This window comes from Pseudorhizobium flavum (assembly GCF_044142885.1).
Taxonomy (GTDB): domain Bacteria; phylum Pseudomonadota; class Alphaproteobacteria; order Rhizobiales; family Rhizobiaceae; genus Neorhizobium; species Neorhizobium flavum.
In genome coordinates this window covers 203,482-230,465 of the sequence record NZ_JBIOKZ010000002.1, presented here as the reverse complement: position 1 = coordinate 230,465, position 26,984 = coordinate 203,482, and the positions used below count along the sequence as shown (strand labels likewise).

The 26,984-nt window shown below is 62.7% G+C and carries 23 protein-coding genes; 10 read left to right on the top strand and 13 right to left on the bottom strand.

Annotation, left to right across the window (positions count from 1 at the left end; genetic code table 11):
* Positions 1-2 precede the first annotated feature (2 nt).
* Complete coding sequence (locus ACEPP2_RS04640; RefSeq protein ID WP_395515930.1) at positions 3-779, top strand: SIMPL domain-containing protein; 777 nt, start codon at positions 3-5, stop codon at positions 777-779.
* A gap of 77 nt (positions 780-856) precedes the next feature.
* Here the strand turns inward: ACEPP2_RS04640 and ACEPP2_RS04635 are convergent, their stop codons facing one another.
* The 8 genes from ACEPP2_RS04635 to ACEPP2_RS04600 form a co-directional block, all read right to left on the bottom strand.
* Positions 857-1,204 carry a hypothetical protein gene (locus tag ACEPP2_RS04635; RefSeq protein ID WP_077546690.1) on the bottom strand — a complete coding sequence of 116 codons (348 nt, stop codon included), beginning with the start codon at positions 1,202-1,204 and terminating at the stop codon, positions 857-859.
* A gap of 129 nt (positions 1,205-1,333) precedes the next feature.
* Positions 1,334-1,756 carry a secondary thiamine-phosphate synthase enzyme YjbQ gene (locus ACEPP2_RS04630; RefSeq protein WP_395515929.1) on the bottom strand — a complete coding sequence of 141 codons (423 nt, stop codon included), beginning with the start codon at positions 1,754-1,756 and terminating at the stop codon, positions 1,334-1,336.
* Between the two features lie 42 nt (positions 1,757-1,798).
* Positions 1,799-2,152 carry a DUF1428 domain-containing protein gene (locus tag ACEPP2_RS04625; RefSeq protein ID WP_077546692.1) on the bottom strand — a complete coding sequence of 118 codons (354 nt, stop codon included), beginning with the start codon at positions 2,150-2,152 and terminating at the stop codon, positions 1,799-1,801.
* A gap of 89 nt (positions 2,153-2,241) precedes the next feature.
* Entirely contained in the window at positions 2,242-3,282 is a 1,041-nt protein-coding gene (locus ACEPP2_RS04620) for a zinc-dependent alcohol dehydrogenase family protein (protein WP_395515928.1), read from the bottom strand.
* A gap of 75 nt (positions 3,283-3,357) precedes the next feature.
* Positions 3,358-4,338, bottom strand: a complete 981-nt coding sequence (locus ACEPP2_RS04615) for a DUF930 domain-containing protein (protein WP_395515927.1) — start codon at positions 4,336-4,338, stop codon at positions 3,358-3,360.
* A 109-nt stretch (positions 4,339-4,447) separates the two neighbouring features.
* Positions 4,448-6,499, bottom strand: a complete 2,052-nt coding sequence (gene rpoD / locus ACEPP2_RS04610) for an RNA polymerase sigma factor RpoD (protein WP_142588010.1) — start codon at positions 6,497-6,499, stop codon at positions 4,448-4,450.
* 426 nt (positions 6,500-6,925) lie between these two features.
* Positions 6,926-8,923 carry a DNA primase gene (gene dnaG / locus ACEPP2_RS04605; RefSeq protein ID WP_395515926.1) on the bottom strand — a complete coding sequence of 666 codons (1,998 nt, stop codon included), beginning with the start codon at positions 8,921-8,923 and terminating at the stop codon, positions 6,926-6,928.
* Between the two features lie 154 nt (positions 8,924-9,077).
* Positions 9,078-9,527, bottom strand: a complete 450-nt coding sequence (locus tag ACEPP2_RS04600) for a GatB/YqeY domain-containing protein (protein WP_172977905.1) — start codon at positions 9,525-9,527, stop codon at positions 9,078-9,080.
* A 322-nt stretch (positions 9,528-9,849) separates the two neighbouring features.
* Here ACEPP2_RS04600 and carA point away from each other — a divergent pair, with 322 nt between their 5' ends.
* Entirely contained in the window at positions 9,850-11,055 is a 1,206-nt protein-coding gene (carA, locus tag ACEPP2_RS04595; RefSeq protein ID WP_395515925.1) for a glutamine-hydrolyzing carbamoyl-phosphate synthase small subunit, read from the top strand.
* Between the two features lie 36 nt (positions 11,056-11,091).
* On the opposite strand, the gene ACEPP2_RS04590 is transcribed toward carA, so the two are convergent.
* The 3 genes from ACEPP2_RS04590 to ACEPP2_RS04580 form a co-directional block, all read right to left on the bottom strand.
* The gene (locus tag ACEPP2_RS04590; RefSeq protein ID WP_395515924.1) at positions 11,092-12,474 is read right to left on the bottom strand and encodes an MATE family efflux transporter; all 1,383 of its coding nucleotides are present in this window, start codon (positions 12,472-12,474) and stop codon (positions 11,092-11,094) included.
* Positions 12,475-12,677: 203 nt separating this feature from the next.
* Positions 12,678-13,583: a KPN_02809 family neutral zinc metallopeptidase gene (gene ypfJ / locus ACEPP2_RS04585; protein ID WP_395515923.1), complete on the bottom strand. Its 906-nt coding sequence runs from the start codon at positions 13,581-13,583 to the stop codon at positions 12,678-12,680.
* A gap of 79 nt (positions 13,584-13,662) precedes the next feature.
* On the bottom strand, positions 13,663-14,883 hold the full coding sequence (locus ACEPP2_RS04580) for an MFS transporter (RefSeq protein ID WP_281976800.1): 1,221 nt from the start codon (positions 14,881-14,883) through the stop codon (positions 13,663-13,665).
* 303 nt (positions 14,884-15,186) lie between these two features.
* Here ACEPP2_RS04580 and carB point away from each other — a divergent pair, with 303 nt between their 5' ends.
* The 5 genes from carB to ACEPP2_RS04555 all read left to right on the top strand — a co-directional run bounded on the left by carB (position 15,187) and on the right by ACEPP2_RS04555 (position 21,643).
* Complete coding sequence (carB, locus tag ACEPP2_RS04575) at positions 15,187-18,672, top strand: carbamoyl-phosphate synthase large subunit (protein ID WP_395515922.1); 3,486 nt, start codon at positions 15,187-15,189, stop codon at positions 18,670-18,672.
* An 88-nt stretch (positions 18,673-18,760) separates the two neighbouring features.
* Positions 18,761-19,102, top strand: a complete 342-nt coding sequence (locus ACEPP2_RS04570; protein WP_395515921.1) for an ArsR/SmtB family transcription factor — start codon at positions 18,761-18,763, stop codon at positions 19,100-19,102.
* Positions 19,099-19,530 carry an SRPBCC domain-containing protein gene (locus ACEPP2_RS04565; RefSeq protein ID WP_395515920.1) on the top strand — a complete coding sequence of 144 codons (432 nt, stop codon included), beginning with the start codon at positions 19,099-19,101 and terminating at the stop codon, positions 19,528-19,530. The genes ACEPP2_RS04570 and ACEPP2_RS04565 overlap by 4 nt, the downstream gene beginning before the upstream one ends.
* 15 nt (positions 19,531-19,545) lie before the next feature.
* Entirely contained in the window at positions 19,546-20,013 is a 468-nt protein-coding gene (locus ACEPP2_RS04560) for an SRPBCC domain-containing protein (protein WP_395515919.1), read from the top strand.
* An 85-nt stretch (positions 20,014-20,098) separates the two neighbouring features.
* Positions 20,099-21,643: an MFS transporter gene (locus ACEPP2_RS04555; protein WP_395515918.1), complete on the top strand. Its 1,545-nt coding sequence runs from the start codon at positions 20,099-20,101 to the stop codon at positions 21,641-21,643.
* Positions 21,644-21,664: 21 nt separating this feature from the next.
* Here the strand turns inward: ACEPP2_RS04555 and ACEPP2_RS04550 are convergent, their stop codons facing one another.
* Positions 21,665-23,125, bottom strand: coding sequence for a UdgX family uracil-DNA binding protein (locus ACEPP2_RS04550; RefSeq protein WP_395515917.1), 1,461 nt, complete (start codon positions 23,123-23,125; stop codon positions 21,665-21,667).
* Positions 23,125-24,357, bottom strand: a complete 1,233-nt coding sequence (locus tag ACEPP2_RS04545; protein WP_281976795.1) for a putative DNA modification/repair radical SAM protein — start codon at positions 24,355-24,357, stop codon at positions 23,125-23,127. Before ACEPP2_RS04545 ends, ACEPP2_RS04550 begins: the two co-directional genes overlap by 1 nt.
* Positions 24,358-24,587: 230 nt before the next feature.
* Here ACEPP2_RS04545 and greA point away from each other — a divergent pair, with 230 nt between their 5' ends.
* The 3 genes from greA to ACEPP2_RS04530 all read left to right on the top strand — a co-directional run bounded on the left by greA (position 24,588) and on the right by ACEPP2_RS04530 (position 26,967).
* The gene (gene greA / locus ACEPP2_RS04540; protein ID WP_281976794.1) at positions 24,588-25,064 is read left to right on the top strand and encodes a transcription elongation factor GreA; all 477 of its coding nucleotides are present in this window, start codon (positions 24,588-24,590) and stop codon (positions 25,062-25,064) included.
* A gap of 7 nt (positions 25,065-25,071) precedes the next feature.
* Positions 25,072-26,121 carry a glycosyltransferase family 4 protein gene (locus ACEPP2_RS04535; protein ID WP_395515916.1) on the top strand — a complete coding sequence of 350 codons (1,050 nt, stop codon included), beginning with the start codon at positions 25,072-25,074 and terminating at the stop codon, positions 26,119-26,121.
* An 87-nt stretch (positions 26,122-26,208) separates the two neighbouring features.
* Entirely contained in the window at positions 26,209-26,967 is a 759-nt protein-coding gene (locus ACEPP2_RS04530) for a hypothetical protein (protein ID WP_395515915.1), read from the top strand.
* The last annotated feature ends 17 nt before the right edge of the window (positions 26,968-26,984 follow it).

The following is a 26,984-nucleotide window of genomic DNA, read 5'->3' as shown; positions in this document are numbered from 1 at the left end:
CGATGCATCCGTCCCTCCCCGTTTTCCATCCGACCAGCGCCCTGCCGTCGCTCCTGTCCCGCCTGTCGCTCGGCGGACTTCTCGTCCTGGCGGCCGTCGCGCCGGCCACTGCGCAGGAGCCCTCGCCACAGCGCGAGCCGGTGATCCGCGTCTCAGCACAGGGCGAGGCCTCGATTGCGCCGGATATTGCCATCGTCAACTTCTCGGTTGTTCGCAATTCCGATACGGCGCAGGTCGCGATGGACCAGAACAGCCAGGCCATGAACGCCGTCATGGCGGCCTTGAAGTCGCAGGGCGTAGAGCCGAAGGATATCCAGACCGCCAACTTCTCGATCCAGCCGCAGTATCGGCATTCCCAGCCCAAGGAGGACGGCACGATCGATCCGCCGGAGGTCGTCGGCTACGAGGTCACCAACACGCTGATGGTGAAGATACTCGACGTCGCGAAGGTCGGCACCATCCTCGACCGCGTCGTGAAGCTCGGCGTCAACCAGGGCGGGCAGATCAGCTTTACAAACGACGACCCGGAGGAAGCGCTGACTCAGGCGCGCAAACAGGCGGTCGAACGGGCGGTCGCCAAGGCACGCGTTCTCACGGAAGCGGCAGGCGTCAGGCTCGGCCGCGTGATCGAGATCGGCGAACAGGCCCAGGCCCCCAAGCCGCAACCCATGTACCGCATGGCCATGGCCAAGGAGGCCGCCTCCGATGCGGTTCCCGTCGCGGCCGGCGAGAATACCTACACCGTCCGGGTAGACCTGACCTTCGCCCTGGAACAGTAGGACGGATAAGAAAGGCCCCCGCGAGCCTGATCTCGCGGGGGCCTTCTTGCATTTATCGTCGATGTTGATGGCAACTGTTATCGACGGATGACCGGGCAACCGCGGTCATTCGCAAAGACGATGCGGTCGCGGCCATGCCGGTCACGGCCGACGACGGTGACGGTGCGGCGATCGACATCGACCACGCGCGCACGTCGCAGCCCCATGCGGCTGGCCTTTTCCTCCGCGAGCCATGGGTCGCAACGACCTCCGCGGTCACGGCGCGGACGTTCCCACCGGTCGCGGCGATGGTCGCGGTCGTCCCATCCGTGCTGAACGAAGATGCGGAATTCAGGCCCTCCAGCGGCTGCCGTGGACGCGGTGGCGGTGAGGCCGGAAAGCGCGACGAGGGCGGCAAGGCCGGTCTTGACGAGGATGTTGGTCATGGAAGTGTCTCCCGAGAAGGGCCAGAACCTGGCGCCGTTGAATTCTCCCGTCCGCCGGGATTGAAGGCACCCTAGTTCCGGGCCGCTGAACGCCGTCCGAATCCCTTGTTCAGCAGAGGTTCATCAGCATCAGGGGGAAAGATGAAGCACGACGTTGCGGCTATGCGGGCGGTCGCGATGCTCGAAGAGATAGATGCCTTGCCACGTCCCGAGCGCCAGCCCGCCCGTATTCACCGGGATCGCAAGCGATACGGCCATCAGCGCCGCCTTGATGTGGGCCGGCATGTCGTCCGGTCCCTCCATCGTATGCGTCACCCAGGCCATCGACGGTGCGTCGGACGGCGGCACGAGGCGCGAGAAGAAGGTCTTGAGGTCGCGCTGCACATCGGGATCGGCATTTTCCTGAACCAGCAGCGAGCAGGACGTGTGCCGCACGAAAACCGTCAGCAGCCCCTCCTCTACCCCTTGCCGCCTCACGAACTCCGCAACCTCGTCCGTGAATTCGTAGAGGCCCTGGCCCCGCGTCTGGATCGTCAGTTGCGTCTGCGGCATGAAGCGTCCTTCACCTTGAGATGAGCGCCCGAGGGCGCCCGCTCACAGTGTCAGAAACGCCTGAAAGCCGCCATAGATCATCCGCTTTCCGTCGAAGACCTGCTTCCAGTCTTCCCCGGCCAGCCGCGGGTCGGCCATCACCTTGGCGAGGATTTCGTCGCGGCTTGCACGGTCCTTGTAGGTGATCCAGGAAAAGACCACCGTCTCCTCTTCCGTCGCCTGGACGGAACGCGGAAAGGACGTCATCTCCCCATAGGGGATGTCGTCGCCGATGCACTCCACGTAGGAAAGCGCGCCATGCTCCATCCATACGTCCCCGGCCGTGCGCGCCATTTCCTTGTAGGCCTCGAGCTTCGCCTTCGGCACGGGCACGATGAAGCCATCCACATAAGCCATTGTCTTCCTCCTCCTGTTGCTCGGATGCAGCAAGGACGAATGACCGGACGGCGATCCGACACCCGATGGTGATTTTGCCGATGTTCGCGTCAGAAGCGGGTGATGACGCTGATCCCCGGTGTTGTCGCGCGGTCCAAGGCCATCAGCCCCGACACCGCCTCTTCCAGCGTGATGCGCGACGAAATGAGCCGCGATGGCTCCATCCGGCCGGCGGCGATCATCGATAGCATGGCATCATAGCGCCAGGCCTGCATGCCATGGCTGCCGTAGATCTCGAGCTCGTGGCCGATCACCTGCGCCATGGAAATCTGCGGCGTCGAATGCTCGCCGAGCATCAGCCCGACCTGGACGTGGCGACCCCGCCGGCGGAGGTTGCGGATCGAGTTGAAGCAGGTCACCGGATGCCCGAGCGCATCGATCGAGACATGCGCCCCGCCCCCGGTGATCTCCCGCACCGCCTCGACCGGATCATCGATCTCGCTGGCGTTTAAGGTCGCGACAGCGCCGCAGGCGCGAGCCAGCGCCAGCTTCTCTTCGGAAAGGTCGATGCCGATGGCGTTTGCCCCGAGCGCCGTCGCGATCATAATGGCCGAGAGGCCGACGCCGCCGCAGCCATGGACGGCAATCCACTCGCCGGGCCCGGTGCGCGCCTGGTCCGCGACCGCGCGGAAGGAGGTGGCGAATCGGCAGCCGAGGCTGGCGGCGGTTGCATCATCGATCTCTTCCGGCAGATGCACGAGATTGGTGTCGGCATAACCGATCGCCACATATTCTGCGAACGAGCCCCAATGGGTGAAACCCGGCTGGAACTGGTTCGGGCAAACCTGCTGGTTGCCAGAATGGCATTCGCCGCAGTGACCGCAACCGGAGACGAAGGGGACCGTCACCCGGTCGCCGACCTTGAAACGCATCACGCCCCTGCCGGTCGCCACCACTTCGCCGGCCAGTTCATGGCCCGGCACATGCGGCAGGCGGATATCCGGGTCGTGCCCCATCCAGCCATGCCAGTCGCTGCGGCAAAGGCCGGTGGCGCCGACCTTGATGACGACGCCGTCTCCGACTGGATTGGGGTCGGGAAGGGTCAGGATTTGCGGCGCCTTCTCGAAGGCGTCGTAGAGCATGGCTTTCATGGGGTCCCTCGTTTGCCCGGAGCATAACTCGCAGGAACGGTCGGTCAATCGGCGAAACCCGACAGAAGTTCGACCTCAGGAGCCTGGAAAGCCGCGCCTCCGCCATTCGCTGCGTGGGACAGGAGCGCCGATGCGGAAGGCAAAGCTCAACACCTTGGTGGCCTCCTCGTTGATCTGGCATCGGAAGCTCAGGTCGTACCATGCCCCTTCGGCGCGGAACGCGGTCCGCTGGAGTTCGAGCACGGTGCCTTCCGAAAGCGGGGACCGCGGGATGAAGTCGGGATCCTGCGGGGGCGACGCGTTGCGCAACTGCTCCGTCAGCTCGGTCTCGCACAGCTGGGTCGCCCGCATGGCGCGGGGCATACCCTCCATCGCGGTACGCGCAACGGGGTCTTCCGTGATGTCCGGGGAAAACAGCGTCCTCGTCTCGGCCAGCGTCTCGGCAGGCTCCTCGGCCGCCTGCTCCGGTGTCTCGGCAGCCTCCGCGCTGGCCTCCGGTGGCGCGGTTGTCAGGCCGGCGACTTCGGCATCGTCCTGCGATTCGGCAGCCAGTTCCTCCGGCGCTTCAGGCGGGGGCGTCTGCGAAGCTTCGTCCGCTTGTTCCTGCGCTTCCGGCGCGTCGGCCCCTTCCTCGGACGAATTGCCCTCGGGCGAGACCCGCGGTCCCGTGGTTTCCTCACCGAACTCAAAAACGGGCCGGAGCGTCGGGATGGGCGGTGCCGAAGCGGCCTCTTCCTCGGCAGGAGGCTCCGGCGCCTGATCCTCCTCGACGGGTGGCGGTGGGGGCGGCTGCTCCTCGGCGGCTTCCTGCTCAGCCGGCTCGGACTCGGGTTCCGGTTCCGGTTCCGGTTCTGGCTCGGGTTCGGGTTCGGGTTCGGGTTCGGGTTCGGGAGGAGGTTCGACGATCTCCACCGTCACCGTCTCCTCCTCCGGCGGTGTCGGCAACTCCAGCGGCAGGCCGACAATCAGGATCGCAGCGACAAGAAGATGCGCAACGACGGAGACCGGAATGCCCCATCGAAAATCGCTGCGCGGCTTGTGCTGATCATCCTGCATGGTCGTCGATGTAAGGCTCCTGCCAGACAAGATCGATAGCCGCGGCCATATTCGGCGCAAAAAGAAACCCGGCCGCAAGGCCGGGTCCCGTTCTGACAGGAAGGGCTGCTTAGCTGTCCAGGAAGCTCCGGAGCTTCCTGGAGCGGCTCGGATGCTTCAGCTTGCGCAGTGCCTTCGCCTCGATCTGGCGGATACGCTCGCGGGTCACCGAGAACTGCTGGCCGACCTCTTCGAGAGTATGGTCGGTGTTCATGCCGATGCCGAAGCGCATGCGCAGCACGCGCTCTTCACGAGGCGTGAGAGAAGCGAGGACACGGGTCGTCGTTTCCCGCAGGTTCGCCTGGATCGCCGCATCGATCGGCAGAAGCGCGTTCTTGTCCTCGATGAAATCACCGAGGTGGCTGTCTTCTTCGTCGCCCACAGGCGTTTCGAGCGAGATCGGCTCCTTGGCGATCTTCAGGACCTTGCGGACCTTTTCGAGCGGCATGGCGAGCTTTTCGGCCAGTTCTTCCGGCGTCGGCTCGCGACCGATCTCGTGCAGCATCTGGCGCGATGTCCGGACGATCTTGTTGATCGTCTCGATCATATGCACCGGAATGCGGATCGTGCGGGCCTGGTCGGCGATCGAACGGGTGATCGCCTGCCGGATCCACCAGGTGGCATAGGTCGAGAACTTGTAGCCCCGGCGATACTCGAACTTGTCGACCGCTTTCATCAGGCCGATATTGCCTTCCTGGATGAGATCCAGGAACTGCAGGCCGCGGTTCGTGTACTTCTTGGCGATCGAGATCACGAGACGCAGGTTCGCCTCGACCATTTCCTTCTTGGCGATGCGGGCTTCCCGTTCGCCCTTCTGGACCATCGACACGATGCGGCGGAACTCGGCAATCGAAATGCCGGTCTCGGTCGCAAGGTTCTGGATCTCCTGGCGGATCTCGCGGATCGTCTGGTTCTCCTCGCGGGCGAAATCCTTCCAGCCGCGTGCGGAGAGGTTGGCGATCGACTTCATCCAGTTCGGGTCGAGTTCGGCACCCTGATACTGCTCCAGGAACGAATCGCGCTTGACGCCGTAGGATTCCGCCAGCCGAAGCAGGCGGCCTTCATTCTGCATCAGGCGCTTGGAAATGTCGTAGAGCTGTTCGACGAGGCTCTCGATGCGGTTCTGGTTGAGCGACAGCGACTTCACTGCCGTGATCAGCTGATCCTTGAGCTCCTTGTAGCGACGCTCCTGGCCGGACGACAGCGTGCCGGTGCAGGAGAGGCGTGCCTCGACCTGCTGGTCCTGAAGCTTGCGCAGCTTCTTGTAGGTGTCGGCGATGACGTCGAGGGTTTCCATGACCTGCGGACGCAGTTCCGCTTCCATGGCGGCAAGAGACAGGCTCGACTCGTCGTCGTCCTCCTCTTCCTCTTCCGCAGGCAGGCCTTCACCGCCGACGGCCGTGATGTCGTCGTCGTTTGCGGCAGTCCGCGTCTTGCGGGCCTTTTCCTTCTCTTCGGCCGCCTTGCGGTCGGCTTCAATCTTCTCAGGGCTCTGGAACTGCGGGGCAGCCTTTGCCTCGGGACCGGAATAGGTGGTTTCGAGATCGATGATCTCGCGCAGGAGCGTCGTGCCTTCGTTGAGTTCATCGCGCCAGATGATCAGCGCCTGGAACGTCAGCGGGCTTTCGCACAGGCCCGCGATCATCGTCTCGCGGCCGGCCTCGATGCGCTTGGCGATGGCGATCTCACCCTCGCGAGAAAGAAGCTCCACCGAGCCCATCTCGCGCAGGTACATGCGCACCGGATCGTCGGTACGATCGGTGGGCTCCTTCTTCTTTGCAGTCGCGAGCGCGGTGCCGGAGGTCGGGGCGATTTCGCCACCCTCGCTCTCACCATCGTCGGAGCTGTCGTCGTCGTCGGCGGTGGCCTCTTCGGCCTCGTCATCCTCGACGACATTGATCCCCATGTCCGACAACATGGACATGGTATCCTCGATCTGTTCGGACGTGACCTCTTCGGAGGGCAGGACCGAATTCAGCTCGTCCATCGTCACATAGCCGCGCTTCTTGGCGGCCTTGATCATCTTCTTGACCGCGTCATCCGAAAGATCGAGAAGCGGTCCATCCTGCGTACCTTCGCGCTCGGTTTCCGCTTCTTCGTTCTCTTTGACTTTGGTTGCCATGAATTTTCGCTTTCCCTGAACGCCACCTCGCCGCGGTGGCCGCCGGCTGGGATCAAGTCCTCAGCCGCGAATCACTGTTCAACACGTACGGAATGATCTTTAATTCCGGATTACCACCGAGGCGGACGTCAACTGCCGAGACCGCTGGTCCACGCATCGCCGCTCGTGGCCCGGTGTGCTTGACCCACTCCACCTTTTCTGCCTGCTGTGGTGATTCCCACAAATTAACGCTCCGTCAAGCTTTTCTAAGGCGATCAGCCTGTGAAAAGTGGAAAAACCGTCTGTCTCTTGGGCTTCGAGGTCTACGCGCACACGTTTCGCCCGATATGTAGTCAGTGGTCGTAGAATGACAAGGGCATCCACCGCCCTCTAGCCCTCAACGGCCACTGCTACACCCACAGGCTTTCCTCGAACTCCTGATTCGCTTCAGCCATGACTGACGGCGGGGCCTTTTACCCGCCCCGACATGACGCCGAACCCGTCGATGATCGCCTCCTGGTTCTCAAGCCGGGCAATCTCCAGTTGGACCTCCGAAAGAGCCCTGATCAGCGCCGACCCTCGCTCGACCTCGTCCGAACCGGCTTCCGCCAGTTCGCGCTCCAGCTCGATCTTCTGCCACCGCAGCTCCTTGTTGCGGGAATGCAGGGCAAAGGCTTGGCGGTAGGCCTGCACAACATCATGCAGGTCAGCCTCCTCGGTCGCCGTCCAAAGGCGTGCATTGCGAATCTGCTGGTTCATCACCTTCAGAAGCGCCTCGAAGCCGTTCTCCTCCAACTGTTCCTTCAGGTTCTCACGCTCCAGCCGCGCCCCGGCCTTCGCCACCACCGTCAGGAGGCAGGACCAGAAGCGTTGCAGGTCGCGGTTCTCGAACTCGATGCCGGCAATTTCGTCATAGTCCTGCAGCAGAAGCTCCGGATGGTTGACGACGGTCAGCGCCAACACGCTCTCGCGCAGCGCCGGCAGGTCGCGGTGACCGCGGACGAGCCCGGACCGCGCCAACCGGTCTGACACGGCGACACCGCGTCCCGCAGCCCTTGGACCTTGCGGTGCCTGCCCGCGATCCTGACCCTGCCTCCCACTCCTCGACTGGAAGGTCTGGCGCCGGTCGCCTCCCCGCCCTGCCGACTGGAAAAAGGCATTCAGTCGCTCGCGGACGTCCTGCTGGTAATGGCGACGGACATTTTCGTCCGCGATCACCGACACGACCTGCTTCAACCGCGCCTCAAGCTCGGCGCGCTTTTCCGGCGTGTCGAAATTCGCACCTGCCGTTTCACGCATCCAGATCATTTCGGCCAGCGGCCGTGCCTCCGCGAGTACCCGATCGAAAGGTGCCCGCCCCTCATGGCGGACAAGGTCGTCGGGATCCTTGCCTTCCGGCAGGAGTGCGAAGCGGACGGAGCGGCCAGGCTTGAGGAATGGCAGCGCGAGATCGGCCGCGCGATTTGCCGCTCGCACACCGGCGCCGTCGCCGTCGAAGCACAGCACCGGTTCCGGCGACATCCGCCACAGCAGGTCGAGCTGGTTTTCGGTCAGCGCCGTGCCGAGAGGCGCCACCGCGTTTTCCACGCCCGCCTGGTGGAGCGCGATGACGTCCATATAGCCTTCAACGGCGATGATCGCCGTGCTGTCGCGCTCCCCGGTCCGTCCCTGCGCAGCGCGCCGTGCCCGGGCGAAATTGTAGAGCACCTGGCCCTTGTGGAAGAGCTCCGTCTCGTTGGAGTTGAGATACTTCGCCGGCGCATCGGGCGCCATGGCGCGTCCACCGAACGCGATCACCTTCTCGCGCGCAGACAGGATCGGAAACATGATGCGGTCGCGGAACCGGTCGTAGGAGACCGCGATCCCCTCCCCGTGCACGACGAGCCCGCAAGCCTCGATCTGCTCCTTTGACACACCCTTGCCGGCTAGGTGCTCCTTGAGCGCGTTCCGGCTTTCGGGAGCGTAGCCCAGACGGAATGTCTCGATCGTCCTGCCGGTCAGCCCGCGGTCGCGCAGATAGGCGCGCGCCTTGGCGCCGGCCGCAGTCTGCAACTGGTCCTGGAAAAAGCGCGTCGCCATCTCCATGACGTCGAGAAGCGACATACGCTCCTTTTCCCTCCGCTCTGCCTGCGGATCGGGCTGGGGCAAGGCGATTCCCGCCATGTCAGCGATCTGCTGGACGGCCTCCGGAAAGCTCATCCCCTCCAGGTCGGTCAGGAAGCGGAAATGATCGCCGGAAACGCCGCAGCCGAAGCAATGGTAGCGGCCCTTGCGATCCTCGCAGTGGAAGCTCGGGCTTTTTTCACCGTGGAAGGGGCAGCACGCCCAGTAGTCGCCGCGCGAGATATTGGTCTTCTTGCGATCCCACGTCACGCGACGCGCGACGACTGCCGATATCGGCACCCGGTCGCGGATTTCGTCAAGAAAACTGTTGGAGAAGCGCATCGTTACCTCAAGGCAGACTGTTCCTATAGTGCCTGCGGCTTCATCTATCCATCGTCTAAGGAAACATACACGCTATCCACAGTCCCGGCGCGCGGAAACAGAAAGGGGCGGAGCCTTCGAGACCCCGCCCCTCCGACCACTATCGGCGACTGTGTTACTTCAGCATGTCCTTGACCATGCCGGACGCCTTGGCGAAGTCCATCTGGCCGGGATACTTCTCCTTCAGCGCGTTCATGCACTTGCCCATGTCACGCAGGCCCTGGGCACCTGTCTCGCTGATGACGGACTGGCAGAGCTGACGGACTTTCTCCTCCGGCAGTTGCTCCGGCATGAAGCTCTTGATGACGCCGATTTCCTCGCGCTCCTGCGTCGCAAGCTCGGCGCGTCCAGCTTCCTCGTAGATCTTCGCGGACTCTTCGCGCTGCTTCACCATCTTCTGCAGGATCTGCATGATGTCGTCATCGCTGACGGGATCCTTGCCGACGCCACGATTGGCGATGTCGCGATCCTTGATCGCCGTCTGGATGAGACGTACGGTCGAAAGGCGCCGGTTGTCCTTGGCCTTCATCGCGTCCTTCATTGCACTGGCGAGCTTGTCTCGCATCATTGTCTCTGCTCCTTCGGAAAGCCGGCGCATGGATGGAATTGCGGCTTTTCCTTGTCATTCGGGCGGCCCTCATAGACAAGCATTCGGCTTCGATCAAATCAAATCCGCCAAGCCCTTGATTTCCATGGATGCGAATTCCACGTAGAAAGAACTCGGCCTAGATTGACCGCTCCGCGCGCTTTGTCTATTTTCCGGCACCTGCACGAGATTTAGGTATTCAAGGCTACGCGGGTCGTCCTGCGCGCCTTTTTCTGCGACCATAGATGGCCCACGCACCCTGCGACTTCAAGTGGCGGGGCCTGCGGGCAGAAGGATAGAGATGACCGCGACTGCTCCCTGGACAAGCAAGAAACCCACCGCCGTTCTCGTTCTCGCAGATGGCACGGTGATCGAAGGCATCGGCATCGGAGCAACCGGCAAGGTGACGGCGGAAGTCTGCTTCAACACCTCGCTGACCGGCTACCAGGAGATTCTGACGGATCCGTCCTATCTCGGCCAGATCGTCACATTCACCTTCCCCCATATCGGCAATATCGGCACGAACGAGGACGATATCGAGGACCTGACGCCTGCCGCCCGGCACGGCGCCGTCGGCGTGATCTTCAAGGCAGACATCACCGAGCCGTCGAACTATCGTGCTGCCAAGCATCTCGACGAGTGGCTGAAGTCGCGTGGCATCATCGGCCTCTCAGGCATCGACACGCGCGCGCTCACCGCCTGGATCCGCGAGAATGGCGCCCCAAACGCGGTCATCGCGCATGATCCGAATGGCGTCTTCGACATCGAGGCATTGAAGGCTGAGGCACGGGCCTGGAGCGGCATCGAAGGCCTAGACCTCGCCAAGGAAGCCACCTCAGGCCAGTCGTCGCAGTGGACACAGACGCCCTGGGTTTGGAACGAGGGATATGGCGAGTCGAACCCAGACGAGGCCAAGTACCACATCGTCTGCGTGGACTACGGCGTGAAGCGCAACATCCTGCGGTTGTTCGCGGGTCTCGACTGTAAGGTGACCATCGTCCCCGCCCAGACCTCGGCGGAAGACATCATGGCGCTGAACCCGGATGGCGTCTTCCTCTCGAACGGACCGGGCGACCCGGCCGCCACCGGCGACTATGCAGTGCCGATGATTCAGCAGGTCCTCGACAAGGACATCCCGACCTTCGGCATCTGCCTTGGCCACCAGATGCTGGGCCTCGCTCTGGGCGCAACGACCGTCAAGATGCACCAGGGACATCACGGCGGAAACCACCCCGTGAAGGACCACACCACCGGCAAGGTTGAGATCGTCTCGATGAACCACGGCTTCGCGGTCGATGCGAACACGCTTCCCAAAGGCGTTGAAGAGACTCACATTTCCCTCTTCGACGGCTCCAACTGCGGCCTGCGCGTCAGCGGCAAGCCGATCTTCTCGGTCCAGCACCACCCGGAAGCATCCCCCGGCCCGCAGGACAGCCACTACCTGTTCCGCCGCTTCATCAACATGGTGCGCGAGCGCAAGGGCGAGCCGGCGCTTGCCGAGCGCTGATCCCGAACGGTCAAGGCCCGCGAAAGCGGGCCTTTTTCATTTGGATCGCACGAGGAGGTAGAAGCGACCGCACAGCATCGCGGCCGCAGCGGCAAGACCGGTGACGAAGCCGAACCAGACGCCTGGACCGCCATAGCCCAGCGGGAAGGCGAAGATCCAGGCACAGGCAAAGCCGATCGGCCAGTAGGCGATCAGCGCGAGAACCATCGGGATCGTGGTGTCCTTGAGCCCCCGCAGAAGTCCCGCCCCCACCGCCTGCAATCCGTCCGCCAGCTGGAAAACGCCCGCAATCACGATCAGCGTCGCCGCATAGTCGAGCACCGCCTGCGCGTCCTCGCGCGTCGTGTCGAGAAAGAGGCTGCCGAGCATCCGCGGCAGGAGGGCAAACATCGTGCTGCCGCAGATCGAGAAGACGAGGCTGACCATGAGCACCGCCACCGCCGCACGCCTCACCCCCTGCATGTCACGTCGGCCGTAGGCGAGCCCGACCCGCACCGTCGCAACCTGAGCCAGTCCGAGGGGTATCATGAAGGCGATGGACGCCAGTTGCAGCGCGATACCATGGGCCGCGAGTTCTCTGGTTCCGATCGTGCCGATCATCAGCGAAGCGGCTGCAAAGAGGCTCGTCTCGGCAAGGATCGTGAAGCTGATCGGCAGGCCGAGCACGAGGTTTTCGCGGATGGCGCCCCAGTCAGCGCGCCAGAAGCGGACGAACAGCTCGTAGAGGTGGGTCTGCGCGCGGCTCTCGATGTAGACGATCATCGCGACACAGCCGATCGTGCTGGCACAGACCGAGGCAACGGCCGCCCCGACCAGACCCCAGGCGGGTGCACCGAAGTTCCCGAATATCAGGGCATAGTTGAGGATGGCATTGGCGAGGAACATGCCGATCGTGACATAGAGAATGATGCTCCCGCGCTCCAGGCCGCTCAGGAAGCTGCGAAGAACCATGAGCGTCAGGGCCGGGAAGATGCCCCATTGCGCCACGCGCAGATAATCCTGGGCGAGTGTCGCGACCTGCTCCTCCTGCCCCAGCAGCATCAGGATCGGCTTGGAGAAGAACAGGATCGGGAACGTGAGAAGCCCATAGGCCAGCACGACCCAGATCCCCATCCGCACCGCGCGCCGCACGGAGGTTACATCACCCTGCCCGACGGCATGAGCCACCATGGGAACGACCGCCGCTGCGAACCCAGAGCCGAAGATGAAGACGATGAAGAAGGCTTGGCTTCCGAGCACCACAGCCGCCAGTTCTATGGTCCCCAGCCAGCCAACCATGATGACGTCGGTGGTGTTGATCGCCATCTGCGCCAACTGCGCCCCCACGAAGGGGATGCCGAGCCCGATGGTCGAACGGATATGGTGCCTCCAGGCATTCACCCCGTTTGGCGGGTCCGAGGAGATGGTGTGGCTGGACATGCGGCGTCTCCAAGCGCAAAAACGCCGCTTCCAGACATGGCAAGCGGCGGCGCGGCGTCGATGCCATACCTAGCGGCGGCCGGAAGCCGCAACAATGCGTCAACAGTCAATGTTATTGATGCGACCGCCAAGAATGTTGATGGCAGATGGGAACCAATCCCGCACGAAGGCGGAACGGAAACGCCTCGCAAGTGGCCGGCGGCTTACAGATCGGCTGAAAAGGTGTCGCAGGCGTTGACATCACCGCTCTCGAAACCGCGACTGAACCATTCCATCCGCTGCGCGGAAGTGCCGTGGTTGAAGCTCTCCGGCACCACATAGCCTTGGCTGCGCTTCTGCAGTGTATCGTCGCCGATCTGCTGCGCGGCATTGAGGGCCTCCTCGAGGTCACCCTGTTCGAGCAGGCCCCTCTGGTCGGTGAACTTGGCCCAGACGCCGGCAAAGCAGTCAGCCTGCAACTCCACGCGAACCGACATGCGATTGGCCTCGACTTCGCTCATCCGCTGCCGAGCCTGGTTGAAGCGCGGCAGCACACCAATGAGGTTCTGAACGTGGTGACCGACTTCATGGGCGATCACGTAGGCTTCCGCGAAATCGCCTGCTGCACCGAACTTCTGCTTGAGCTCCTGGAAGAAGAAGGTGTCGAGATAGACCTTCTGGTCGCCGGGGCAGTAAAAGGGCCCTGTGGCGGCGGACGCAAAGCCACAGGCAGACTGCACCTGGCCCGAGAACAGCACCAGGGTGGGTTCGCGGTAATTCTCGCCGCTCGCCTGGAAGATGCCGTTCCAGGTATCCTCGGTCTCGGCAAGCACTGTCCGGATGAACGCCGCCGTCTCGTCGTCAGCCGGAGCACGGCTGGTCTGTTCCTCGTAGCCACCGCCATCGAGCCCGATATCGCCGCCTGAGAGCAATGTCAGCGGGTTGATGCCGAGGATCCAAGAGATGATCAGGATCAGGATGATGCCGCCGATGCCGATGCCGCCACCGGCCCGGCGAACGCCACCGCGCCCCGCAGGGAGGCGCAGGCCGCCACGCCCGAACGGGCTACGTCCTCCGGCTCCGCGCCGGTCCTCGACATTGCTCGACTGGCGGCGACCTCTCCATTCCATCTCACGCTCTCCTCAGGCTCTTGTGGACCATACAACGCGGCGAAGGCAAAGACGATCCAGTCCCCTGTCACCTACCGTTCTAGGCGACCCGCAGGGCGCTCTTTCCCGGCAGGAAGATCGTCAGGAGGCCCAGGGCTGGCAGGAAGGCGCAAATGGTATAGACCGTGGAAAGGCCATAGCTGTCGGCGAGCACGCCGAGAAGCGCTGCGGCGATGCCGCCGACACCAAAGGCGATGCCGAAGAAAATGCCGGCGATCATGCCCACCCGCCCCGGAACGAGCTCCTGCGCCATCACCACAATGGCGGGGAAGGAGGAGGCCATGAGAAAGCCGATGATTGCCGAAAGAAGGATCGTCATCGGCAGGTTGGCGAAGGGCATCGCCAGGGTGAAGGGCAGCACGCCGAGGATCGAGATCCAGATCACCACCTTCGACCCGAACCGGTCGCCGACCTGACCGCCAACAACGGTGCCGAGCGCAATCGAACCGAGGAACACGAAGAGCATGATCTGCGACTGCTGCACGGTGACCGCGAAGCGTTCGATCACGAAGAAGGTGTAGTAACTGCTGATCGACGCCATGTAGGCGTTCTTCGAGAACGTCAGGATCGTCAGCACCACGAGCGCAATCACTACCGCGCGTCTGGGAAGGCTGTGGGCGTGAAGCGCCTTCTTGCGTCCCTTGCTGGCGAGCATGTGCGCCTTGTACCAGCGCGCGATCCAGGTGAGCACGATGATGCCGAGCAGTGCGATGCCGGAAAACCAGGCGACACTGCCCTGCCCGTTCGGGACGATCAGGAAAGCCGCAAGCAGGGGCCCGATCGACTGGCCGAAGTTGCCGCCGACCTGAAAGGTCGCCTGGGCGAAGCCATAGCGGCCGCCGGCGGCGAGACGGGCGACTCGGGATGCCTCAGGGTGGAAGACGGCGGAGCCGATCCCGACCATGGCCGCGGCAAGCACGAGGATCACGTAGGTATGGGATCCGGCCAGCAGCAGCAGGCCGAGAAAGGTCGAGCCCATACCGATGGGCAGCGAATAGGGATAAGGCTTCTTGTCGGTGATCGTCCCGATGATCGGCTGCAGCAGCGACGCGGTGCACTGGAAGGCAAGCGTCAGCAGGCCGATCTGCCAGAACTCAAGATTGAAGTCGGCCTTCAGCATCGGGTAGATCGCCGAGATCATCGACTGCATGATGTCGTTGAGCATATGGCAGAAGCTCGTCGCCAGGATGATCGGCAGGACGGTCTTCTCGGCCACGGCGGTCGCTGGCGTGCCGATCGGCTGAGAGGTGGCATCGACCATGAAGTCTTCTCCATGCAGTACGCGGCTGCGTCGCCATGCCGCGGAAAACTGCAGGTCTATTCCTGCGGATTCGTCCTGTCCATGCCAATGAACGGGCCCGCAGTACGGCTGTATGCAATTCCTCTTCCCTTGCGCATTTTGGGCGCCATCAATTCCTGTCGATTTGGCAAATTATGGGGTTCCGTTCGCCTCGACATTTGCCTATAAGCCGCGTCTAGCCTCAAAAGACCAAGCTCATGCGCCCGGCCGGTGAACCTTCCACCTTGGCCGGTTTTTCGCGCAGCCAGGAAACGGAAAGAAGCTATGCCCAAGCGCCAAGACATCAAATCGATCCTCATCATCGGCGCGGGTCCGATCGTCATCGGCCAGGCATGCGAGTTCGACTATTCCGGCACCCAGGCCTGCAAGGCGCTGCGCGAGGAAGGATACCGGGTGATCCTGGTCAACTCCAACCCGGCGACCATCATGACGGATCCGGGTCTCGCCGACGCGACCTATGTCGAGCCGATCACGCCCGAAGTCGTCGCCAAGATCATCGCCAAGGAGCGTCCGGACGCACTCCTGCCGACCATGGGCGGCCAGACGGCCCTGAACACGGCGCTCTCGCTGAAGCGCATGGGCGTCCTCGACCGCTATAATGTCGAGATGATCGGTGCCAAGCCGGAAGCCATCGACAAGGCCGAGGACCGTGCCCTCTTCCGCGAGGCGATGGCGAAGATCGGGCTCGAGACGCCGAAGTCTATGCTCGCCAACGCGACTGAGATAAAGGAAAAGGATCGCAACGCACACGAAGCGGAACGCGCGAAGCTGCGGGCAAGCCTTTCCGGTGACGCGCTGGACAAGGCGCTTGATGAACTCGAGAACCAGTGGAACCTCGGCGAGACCGATCGCAAGCAGCGCTACATGAGCCATGCCATGGCGATCGCCGCCCAGGCAATCGATGTTGTCGGTCTGCCGGCTATCATTCGTCCCTCCTTCACGCTCGGCGGCACTGGCGGTGGCATCGCCTACAACCGCTCCGAATTCTTCGAGATCGTCGGATCCGGCCTCGACGCCTCGCCCACAACCGAGGTCCTGATCGAGGAGTCGGTGCTCGGCTGGAAGGAGTATGAGATGGAGGTGATCCGCGACAAGGCGGACAACTGCATCATCATCTGCTCGATCGAGAATATCGACCCGATGGGCGTCCACACGGGCGACTCCATCACTGTCGCGCCGGCACTGACGCTGACGGACAAGGAATACCAGATCATGCGTAACGCCTCGATCGCGGTATTGCGCGAGATCGGCGTGGAAACCGGCGGCTCCAACGTCCAGTTCGCCGTCAACCCGAAGGACGGACGCCTCGTCGTCATCGAGATGAACCCGCGCGTCTCGCGCTCCTCGGCACTTGCCTCCAAGGCCACCGGCTTCCCGATCGCCAAGGTCGCGGCCAAGCTCGCCGTCGGCTACACGCTGGACGAGCTGGAAAACGACATCACCGGCGGCGCCACGCCTGCCTCCTTCGAGCCGTCGATCGACTACGTCGTCACCAAGATCCCGCGCTTTGCCTTCGAAAAATTCCCAGGCGCGGAGCCGACGCTCACCACCGCCATGAAGTCGGTCGGGGAGGTCATGGCGATCGGCCGCACCTTCGCCGAATCGCTGCAGAAGGCGCTCCGCGGCCTGGAAACCGGCCTTACCGGCCTCGACGAGATCGAAATCCCGGGTCTCGAAGATGGCGAAAACGCCAACAACGCCATCCGTGCCGCCATCGGCACCCCTACCCCGGATCGCCTGCGGATGGTCGTCCAGGCGCTGCGCATGGGCATGTCGGAGGCCGACGTTCACGAAGGCTGCAAGATCGATCCTTGGTTCATCAGCCAGTTCAAGGCGATCGTCGACATGGAAGCACGCGTTCGCGAGCACGGCCTGCCGACCGACGCCGAGAACCTGCGCATGCTGAAGGCCATGGGCTTCTCCGACGCCCGCCTTGCCAGCCTTTCCGGCAAGCGTCCGAAGGAGGTTGCCGAACTGCGCAACGGTCTGAACGTGCGCCCGGTCTTCAAGCGGATCGACACCTGCGCCGCCGAATTCGCCTCACCCACCGCCTACATGTACTCCACCTACGAGACGCCCTTCGTCGGCGCGTTGCGCTCCGAAGCGCAAGTTTCCGACCGCAAGAAGGTGGTCATCCTCGGCGGCGGCCCGAACCGCATCGGCCAGGGCATCGAGTTCGACTATTGCTGCTGCCACGCCGCCTTCGCGCTGAAGGACGCCGGCTTCGAAGCGATCATGATCAACTGTAATCCGGAGACGGTCTCGACCGACTACGACACCTCCGACCGTCTGTACTTCGAGCCGCTGACTGCGGAAGACGTGATCGAAATCCTGCGCGCCGAGCAGGAGAAGGGCGAAGTCGTTGGCGTCATCGTCCAGTTCGGCGGCCAGACCCCGCTGAAGCTTGCAGAAGCGCTGGAAAAGAACGGCATCCCGATCCTCGGCACGGCGCCCGACATGATCGATCTTGCCGAAGATCGCGATCGCTTCCAGAAGCTCCTGATGAAGCTCGACCTCATGCAGCCGAACAACGGCATCGCCTATTCAGTGGAGCAGGCGCGCCTCGTGGCGGCCGAGATCGGCTTCCCACTGGTCGTGCGCCCATCCTACGTTCTCGGCGGCCGGGCCATGCAGATCATCCACTCCGAATCCATGCTGCAGACCTATCTGCTCGACACGGTTCCGGGCCTTGTCCCCGAAGACATCAAGCAGCGCTACCCGAACGACAAGACCGGCCAGATCAACACCCTGCTCGGCAAGAACCCGCTGCTGTTCGACAGCTACCTGACCAATGCCGTGGAGGTGGACGTCGATGCGCTGTGCGACGGCGAGAGCGTCTTCGTCTCCGGCATCATGGAGCATATCGAGGAAGCCGGCATCCACTCGGGGGACTCGGCCTGCTCGCTGCCGGTCCGCTCGCTCTCGAAGGAGACGGTGGACGAACTGGAACGCCAGACGACGGCGCTTGCCAAGGCGCTCAATGTCGGCGGCCTGATGAACGTGCAGTACGCCATCAAGGACGGCACGATCTACGTGCTGGAAGTCAATCCACGCGCATCGCGCACCGTGCCTTTCGTTGCGAAGACCATCGGCGCCCCGATCGCCAAGATCGCTGCCCGCATCATGGCTGGCGAGAAGCTGGACGCAGCGATCGGCGCCTATGGGGCAAAGCCCGACCCGCGCAACCTGAAGCACATCGCCGTCAAAGAAGCCGTCTTCCCGTTTGCCCGCTTCCCCGGCGTCGACACGCTTCTCGGGCCGGAAATGCGCTCCACCGGCGAGGTCATCGGCCTCGATACCGATTTTGCGCTGGCCTTCGCCAAGAGCCAGCTCGGCGCCGGCGTCGAACTGCCGCGCGACGGCACGGTCTTCGTATCGGTCCGTGACGAGGACAAGCAGCGCGTCCTGCCGGCCATCCGCATCCTGACGGAGATCGGCTTCAAGGTTCTCGCGACCGGCGGCACCCAGCGCTTTCTGGCCGAACAGGGCATTGCCGCGACCAAGATCAACAAGGTGCTTGAAGGACGTCCGCATATAGAGGACGCCATCCGCAACCGTCAGGTCCAGCTCGTCATCAACACGACCGACGGCAACAAGGCGATCTCGGATTCCAAGTCGCTGCGCCGCGCGACGCTGATGCAGAAGGTGCCCTATTACACCACCATGGCCGGCGCCGAGGCGGCTGCCATGGCGATCCGGGCGCTGAAGGCCGGCAACCTCGAGGTTCGCCCGCTGCAGAACTACTTCTAACCAGCATTTAGAGACCGGTCGGCTGCTGTTGACCGGTTTCTTTTTCTGCTGTATTTAGCCATTCAGTTATTTAACTGGATGGCTAATCATGGCTGATGCCCTTTCGCAGACATTCGCCGCCCTTGCCGACCCCACGCGCCGCGCCATCCTCGCGCGGCTGGCAAGGGGAGAGGCGACCGTTAACGAGCTGGCCGAACCCTTCGACATGAGCCTGCCCGCCGTTTCCAAACACCTGAAGGTTCTGGAGCGTGCAAAGCTGATCTCCCGCAGCCGCAGCGCACAGTGGCGCCCTTGCCGGCTGGAACCCGATACTCTGAAGACCGTCGATGGCTGGCTCGGCGACTACCGCTCCCTCTGGGAACACAGGCTGGATCGGCTCGAGGGTTATCTCGCGACATTGAAGACGGAAGAGAAGGAAGAGCAAGAATGAGCGACAAGATGGAAATTCTCAACGACCGCCTGTTCGAGGTCGACCCGCCTACCCTCTTCGACGCTTTCGCCGACCCGGAGAAGCTGACGCAATGGTGGGGGCCGCACGGCTTCACGAACCGGATCGACCAGTTCGACTTCCGCCCGGGCGGCGACTGGCGCATCACGATGACGGCTTCGAACGGCACCGACTTCGACAACCACTCGACATTCCAAGAAGTCGTGCCCACCGAGCGGATCGTCTTCCTGCATCACCTCCCCATGCACGTCTACACCATGGAGATGCGGTTCGTCGGCGAAAGCGGCGGCACCCGGCTCCATTGGCGCATGCTCTTCGAGCCGACCGAAGAAAACCTGCAGCTCAAGAAGTTCATTGCCGCTGCGAACGAGCAGAATTTCGACCGCCTCGAAGCCCTCCTCAACAGCTGAACGAAGGACGCTGACATGACGACAGTACAGGACGGAAACCGGATCATCGCAGTCGATCGCCTCATCGAGGCCCCTCGGGAGTTGGTTTTCAAGATGCTGACGGAGGCGAGACACCTCGATCAATGGTGGGGCCCCGATGGCTTCAGGACTGAAACGCACGAGATGGACTTTTCCGTCGGTGGCCTCTGGCGCTACACGATGCATGGTCCGGACAAGGACTGGCCGAACTGGATCCGCTACAAGGAGATCACCCCGCCCGGCCGGATTGCCTATGACCATGGAGCCGAGATCGGAGAGCCCGCGTGGTTCGAGGGCACCATTACTCTTACGTCCGAAGGCGAAGGAACCCGCATCACGATCACCCTCATCTTCCCCACACCGGAAGCACGCGAAGAATCGATGAAGTTCGGCGCGGTCGAAGGCGGCAGGCAGACACTGGCGCGGCTCGACGCCTATGTCACGGCACCGCTGACACAAGCCTGAGCGATGGTCGGCGCTTGCCAGATCTGACACTTGTCAAGCGCCCCTTTTCGATGAAATCTCCGCCGGTTTTTCCGGGAGAACAACGATGGCGGCACCTGTTGAAACGCCTCAACATGCAGGCAGGCGCGAATGGATCGGCCTGTCCGTCCTGTCGATCGCCTGCCTGATTTATTCCATGGATCTGTCGGTGCTGTTTCTGGCAGTGCCTGCAATTGTCGCCGATCTCGATCCGTCGGCGGCGCAACTCCTGTGGATCAATGACATCTACGGTTTCATGGTCGCAGGCTTCCTGATGACCATGGGAACCCTCGGCGACCGTATCGGCCGGCGGCGGGTCCTGTTGATCGGAGCGTTCGCCTTCGGCGTCGCCTCGGCCCTCGCCGCCTTTTCGCAGACAGCCGGGCAACTGATCGCCTCACGAGCGCTGTTGGGTATCGCCGGAGCGACGATCGCTCCCTCGACCCTCTCGCTGATCGTCAACCTCTTCCGCAATGAAGCGGAGCGAAACAGGGCCATCGGCATCTGGGGCACGGCGTTCGCATTGGGAGGTCTCGTCGGCCCGCTGATCGGCGGACTGCTGCTTCAATACTTCCACTGGGGTGCGGTCTTCCTCATCAACATTCCGGTCATGCTGGTGCTCCTGGCCGTCGCGCCGTTCCTGCTGCCGGAGTACAAGAGCGACGACGCCGGCCGCCTCGATCTCGTGAGCGTGCTGCTGTCGCTGGCGACGGTTCTGCCCGTGATCTACGGCATCAAGCACATGGCCGCTGACGGGTTCGAGCTCATGCAGCTGCTGTATCTTGCTGTCGGGCTTTTCTTCGGCACCGTCTTCATTCGGCGCCAGAAGCGGCTTTCCGATCCCCTGATCGACCTCGCCCTGTTCCGGAATCCCGCCTTCAATGCCTCTCTGCTGGTCAATCTCGCCGGCATCTTCTTCGTCTTCGGCGTCTTCCTGTTCCAGAACCTCTTCCTTCAGCTCGTGCTCGGGCTCTCACCCCTGAAGGCCGCCCTCTGGTCCGCACCGTCAGCCCTGGTGTTCACGATCATGTCCTTGCAGGCCTACCGCTTCACAAACCACTTCGGCCCGATCAGGACCGTCCTCGGCGGGCTGGTGGTGAACGCGGTCGGCACGGCGGCCATGGCCGTCGCGGCTTACTCAGAGAGCCTGCTCGGCATCCTCGGCGCCAGCATGATCATCGGCCTCGGCTTCGTTCCCGTCATCCTGACGACCACCGGTCTGATCGTTGGCACGGCGCCGCCGGAGCGGGCGGGTTCAGCCTCGGCGATCTCGGAGACAAGCGCCGAGTTTGGTGGAGCGCTCGGCGTCGCCCTCCTCGGCAGCCTGGCAACGCTCGTCTACCGGACGGCGATGAACGGCACAGATCTTAGGGGGCTCAACGCCCAGCAGGCGGAAGCAGTGTCGGAGACACTCGCCGGTGCAGTGGAGACTGCCCAGCAGCTTCCAATCTCGGCGTCGGCCATCTGGCTTTCGGCGGCAAAGAGCGGCTTCGCGCTGGGCTTCTCGCTCTGTTGCATCGTCGCCACCGCCACCTTGCTTCTCCTCGCCCTGCTTGCCCGCCGCGTCTATGCCGCAGCCCGGATCGACGAAAGCGCATTGGCATCCCACTGAACCGGGCGCAGCTCAACCGGTTCATGCAAAGCCTGCCGCAAGCGTTTGAACGGACTCGATATCCTGACGGAAGCGGATCATCTCCTTCGCCTTCAGGTCTGGGTCAGGGATGCGCAGCAGATAGGACGGATGGACGGTCGCAAAGAGGATCTGTCCATCCTCCATGGTCAGCGGCTTGCTTCGGACATCCGCAAGCTTCTGCTTCTCGTCCGTCAGTGCAAAATAGGCCGTCGCTCCCATGGCGACGATCAGTTTCGGCTGCACCAGATCAAGCTCCTGCTTCAGCCACCAGCGGCATTGCTGGATCTCGCCTTGGTTCGGCTTCTGGTGGATGCGCCGCTTGCCACGCGCCTCATACTTGAAGTGCTTCACCGCATTCGTGACGTAAAGAGAATGCCGATCAAGTCCCACCTCCTGCAGAACACTATCGAACACCTGCCCCGCCGGCCCCACGAAGGGCTTGCCGGCAAGATCCTCCTGGTCGCCCGGCTGCTCCCCGACCACCATCACCTTCGCCTGCTCCGGCCCCTGCCCGAAGACGGTTTGCGTCGCCATGCAGTGGAGCGGGCAACGGGTGCAGTGTCGCGCCTCTTGCCTGACCGCCTCCAGTGTTCCCGCAGGAGCCGATGCAACCGGCGGCACGCTTGCCGCGGCAGCCTGAAGCCGATGGTGAAACGGCAGGGGCTCACTTGCAGCCTTTGCCGCCATCTCCAGCACGTTGCGCTCGGCATTGGCGATAAGACCCGGAATAAGCTCCGCCTCAGGCAGGTTCTTCCAGTATTTCTTGGGCATCTCGGCCGTCATCGCCTTCACCTTCAATCGAGCAGGATTGAAGATGGATGCATAATAGGTCCGCCATAGATCATCCGTCTCGTCCTTGAGATCCGGCTTTTCCGCCGGCTCGGTCGTCGTGCGCAATGTCTCGCCATCCCAGGACGCTGATCCCTTGGGTGTCGCGATCAGCCAGTCCATGTCGTTGAACCGGCGCTGGAAGAACGGAGCGACCCGCTCGACGATGAAATGATCCGGATCGAACCAGGCGACGAAGCGCCGCCGTCCGGCCGTTCCCGATGGCAGCGGCAATTCCTTGAAACGCACGAAGGCCGTCATCTTGTGATAATCACGCCCGACGGACTTCGCCATCTGCCGTGCTTCCACCACATCGACATCGGCCGCCATTGCCAGTGTATATCGGTCGCGCGCCAGCCGGACGAGGAGCCTGTAGAGCAGCGCGAAACGTCGCGGATTACTGTGGCAGATAACGCCGCCCGCCAGCTTGATGAAGTCGGGCGGTACAGAAACAACGCCCGCCTCCGGTGTCGGCGCAGGCAGGTCCTGGCGTTGGTCGGCAAAAAGACCGCCGGCCGTCTCCGGCGTCTGCCAGATCACCTCTTCCGGCGAGACACCCGCCTGGAGCAGTAAACGCGCAGCCTCCCGCCACTCGCCAAGATCGCCCCTGCCCTCCAGCGTGACCGTATACATCAGAGCAGCGACAACTGTTCCGGCTTCGGCTCGAACATCGCCCGCAGATCCGGCCGGTCAACGAGGCGGTGCGGCGTCCAGCCGTCGACGGTGATGAAGGGCTGCACCTTCTTCAGCGACACGCCGAGCCGCTTCAGGTCGTCCAGCCGCAGCCGCGAAAACCGGCGCGCCGAAAGGATTGCCCTCACCGTCTTGGTGCCGAGTCCCGGCACTCTCAGAAGCATTTCCCGGTCGGCACGATTGACGTCCACTGGAAACCGGTCGCGATGCCCCAGCGCCCAGGCGAGCTTGGGATCGAGATCCAGATCGAGCATACCGTCTGCGCGCGCCGACGTGATCTCGCCGATTTCGAACCCATAGAACCGGTAGAGCCAGTCCGCCTGGTAGAGCCGATGCTCGCGCATCAGCGGCGGCTTGATCAGCGGCAGGTTCTTCGACGAGTCAGGGATTGGGCTGAAGGCGGAATAGTAGACGCGCTTCAGGCCATAGCTTCCATAGAGCCGCGCGCTCGTTCCGAGGATCGTTGCGTCGTTGGCGCCGTCCGCGCCGACGATCATCTGTGTGCTCTGTCCGGCAGGAGCAAACCGGCGTTTTCGCTTCGTCTGCAGCGTCGGCTCGCTCATTTCCTCGATCTTGAGCCGCAGTTCGCCCATGGAGCGACGAATGCCGTCCGGCTGCTTCTCCGGCGCATATCTGGTAATACCGGCATCGGTTGGAAGTTCGATGTTGAGCGACAGCCGGTCCGCATAGAGACCAGCTTCCTCGATCAGATACGGCGACGCCTCGGGAATGGACTTGAGATGAATATAGCCCCGGAAGTTGTGGGTCGTTCTCAGTTCCCGGGCGATCCGCACCATCTCCTCCATCGTATGGTCGGAGGAGCGAATAATTCCGGAGGACAGGAACAGGCCCTCAATGTAGTTGCGCCGGTAAAACTCCAGCGTCAGCCAGATCACCTCCTCCACCGTAAACCGCGCCCGCTCCACATTGCTGGACGAGCGGTTGATGCAATAGGCGCAGTCATAGATGCAGAAGTTTGTAAGCAGGATCTTCAGGAGCGAGATGCAGCGACCGTCCGGTGCGTAGGCATGGCAGATACCCGATCCTTCCGTGGAGCCCAATCCGCCGGAAGCGTGCGAGCTTCGCTTCACGGTACCGCTGGAGGCGCAGGACGCGTCATATTTGGCGGCGTCGGAGAGAATGGCCAATCGTTCTTTTAGCGACTTCTTCATTAGTGCGTTCACTATATGTTCTTTTGCGCTGGGTCAAGGGACCAGCCGCAAGTCAGCCGGGACCTTGAAACCGGCGCAGCCTACCCCATCTCGAAAATGCTGGAACTTTCGCGGTGATCTCTGTTATAGTTCCAGAAATTCTGATGTGTGGATGGTTCCGAAGTTTCACTCCGGAACCTGTTTCTTTTTGTGGCCGCGGCGAGCGCGGTCGCATCGTGAAGGGCAAGGAAATGGTCGAAAAGGTACCGATGACGCAGAATGGCTTCACCCAGCTGCAGGAAGAACTGCGCTGGCGCCAGCAGGAAGAGCGTCCCCGCATCATCGAGGCGATCGCAGAGGCACGCGCCCATGGCGACCTCTCGGAGAATGCGGAGTACCACGCGGCCAAGGAAGCCCAGAGCCATAACGAAGGCCGGATCACCGAGCTGGAGGATCTTATCGCGCGGGCCGAAGTGATTGATCTGACAAAGATGTCCGGCTCGAAGATCAAGTTCGGCGCCACCGTCAAGCTCGTTGACGAGGACACGGACGAGGAGAAGACCTATCAGATCGTCGGCGACCAGGAGGCCGATGTGAAGGCGGGACGGATTTCCGTTTCCTCGCCGATCGCCCGTGCCATGATTGGCAAGGAAGCCGGCGACTCGATCGAGGTCAATGCGCCGGGCGGCGCAAAGGGCTACGAGATCCTCTCTGTCAGCTGGGGCTGACGCCCCCTTGCCCTCCCTGAGAGACATCACGGTGATCGCGCCGCATTTCAAGCGGCGCCTGTCCGGCGTGACATCGACTGTGGTCCAGCTCGTGCCTGAACAGGTCCGCCTCGGCCGTGGCATTGTCACGCTGGGTCCCGGACTTCCCGACAGCCTGCCGAAGATGCGATGGGCGCAACTGCCGGAGCTCTGGAAACGCCCAGCAGGCACGCATTTCCGCGTCTGGCACGCCCGGCGCAACAGCGAAATGCTGCCCGGCATCCTGATGCGATCCGTGCTGCGCATGCCGCTGAAGCTCCTGTTCACCTCCGCGGCACAACGCAATCACTCCCGCTATACGAAGTGGCTGATCCGGCAGATGGATGCGGTGGTCGCGACCAGCGCCCGCTCCGGCTCCTTCCTGGAAGTGCCCCATACCGTCATCCGGCATGGCATCGACCTCGACGTTTTCCATCCTCCCCGGTCAGAGGACGACACAATCGCCGCGACCGGACTGCCGGGCCGGTTCCTGATCGGTTGCTTCGGGCGTGTTCGCCATCAGAAGGGAACGGATCTCTTCGTCCGGGCGATGATCGAACTCCTGCCTCAGCACCCCGACTGGACGGCCGTCGTCTGTGGACGGGTGACGGTCGAGCACCAGGCGTTCGGGGACGATTTGAAGCGGGCCGTCGCCGAAGCCGGCCTCTCGGACCGCATCCGTTTCCTGGGCGAAGTCGACGACATCAAACCATGGTACCGCCGCCTGACGCTCTATGTCGCCCCCTCCCGCAACGAAGGTTTCGGGCTTACCCCGCTGGAGGCCATGGCTTCGCAGACAGCTGTCGTTTCAAGCGACGCCGGCGCCTACGCAGAGCAGATCGTTGTAGCCGAGACGGGAGCCGTTGTGCCTGCCGGAAACTACGACGCGCTGCGCCATGCAATCGAACCATATCTGGCCGATCCAGGCCTCGCCGAAGAGCATGGACGGAACGGGCTGGAGCATGTCCGTGGAAATTTTGCACTTCGTGGAGAAGCTCAGGCGCTTGAGAGGGTTTACAGCGCAATGATCAGTCTCTAACCGACTGGTTACCTAATTCGTCCCTCAGTCTCCCGTCGGCATCCTATGGCCTCTTCCAATCCCGATGATCCTGTCAACGTCATCTGCATGAAGTGGGGGACCCTTTACGGTCCCGACTACGTGAACAATCTCTTCAACGGCGTCACTAGGCACCTTCGGCGCCCACACCGCTTCGTCTGCTTCACCGACGATGCAAGCGGACTGAACCCCGAGATCGATGTACAGCCCCTGCCGCTTCTGCAGATGCGTCAGGGCGAAACGGACCTTCGCTGGCGGAAGCTCTCCATATTGGCCGCCGATCTGGCCGGACTTGCAGGTCCCACGCTTTTCCTCGACCTTGACCTTGTCATCATCGACGACATCGACCCGTTTTTCGACCTTGAAGGGCAGTTCTTCATCATTCGCGACGACGACCTGTTCCGCTCGAAGCCGCTGAGGAAGATAAACCCAAGCCGTAACCGCTTCCTCGCGATGGTGGGCAACAGCTCGGTCTTCCGATTCGAATTCGGAAAACATGCGCACATTCTGGACGACTACTTGGCCGATCCCGGACAGGCCGCCGTCGAATTCGAGCATGAGCAGCAATTCCTTAGCGACCGCGTCTTCAAGGACGGGGAGCTACGCTACTGGCCGGCGCAATGGTGCGTTAGCTTCAAGAATGCTTGCGTGCCTCGCTACCTGAAGAGCTTTTTTGCCAATCCCGCTCCCCCGTCAGGCGCACGTATCATTGTGTTCGCCGGCAATCCGAAAATGAGCGAGGTGTTGGCCGGTGGCGGGCAGAAGTGGTATCGCCGTATCGGCAACGTGGACTGGCTGCGGCGAGCCTGGATGTCGGATGGCGTCTAACCCGATACGATGAGACC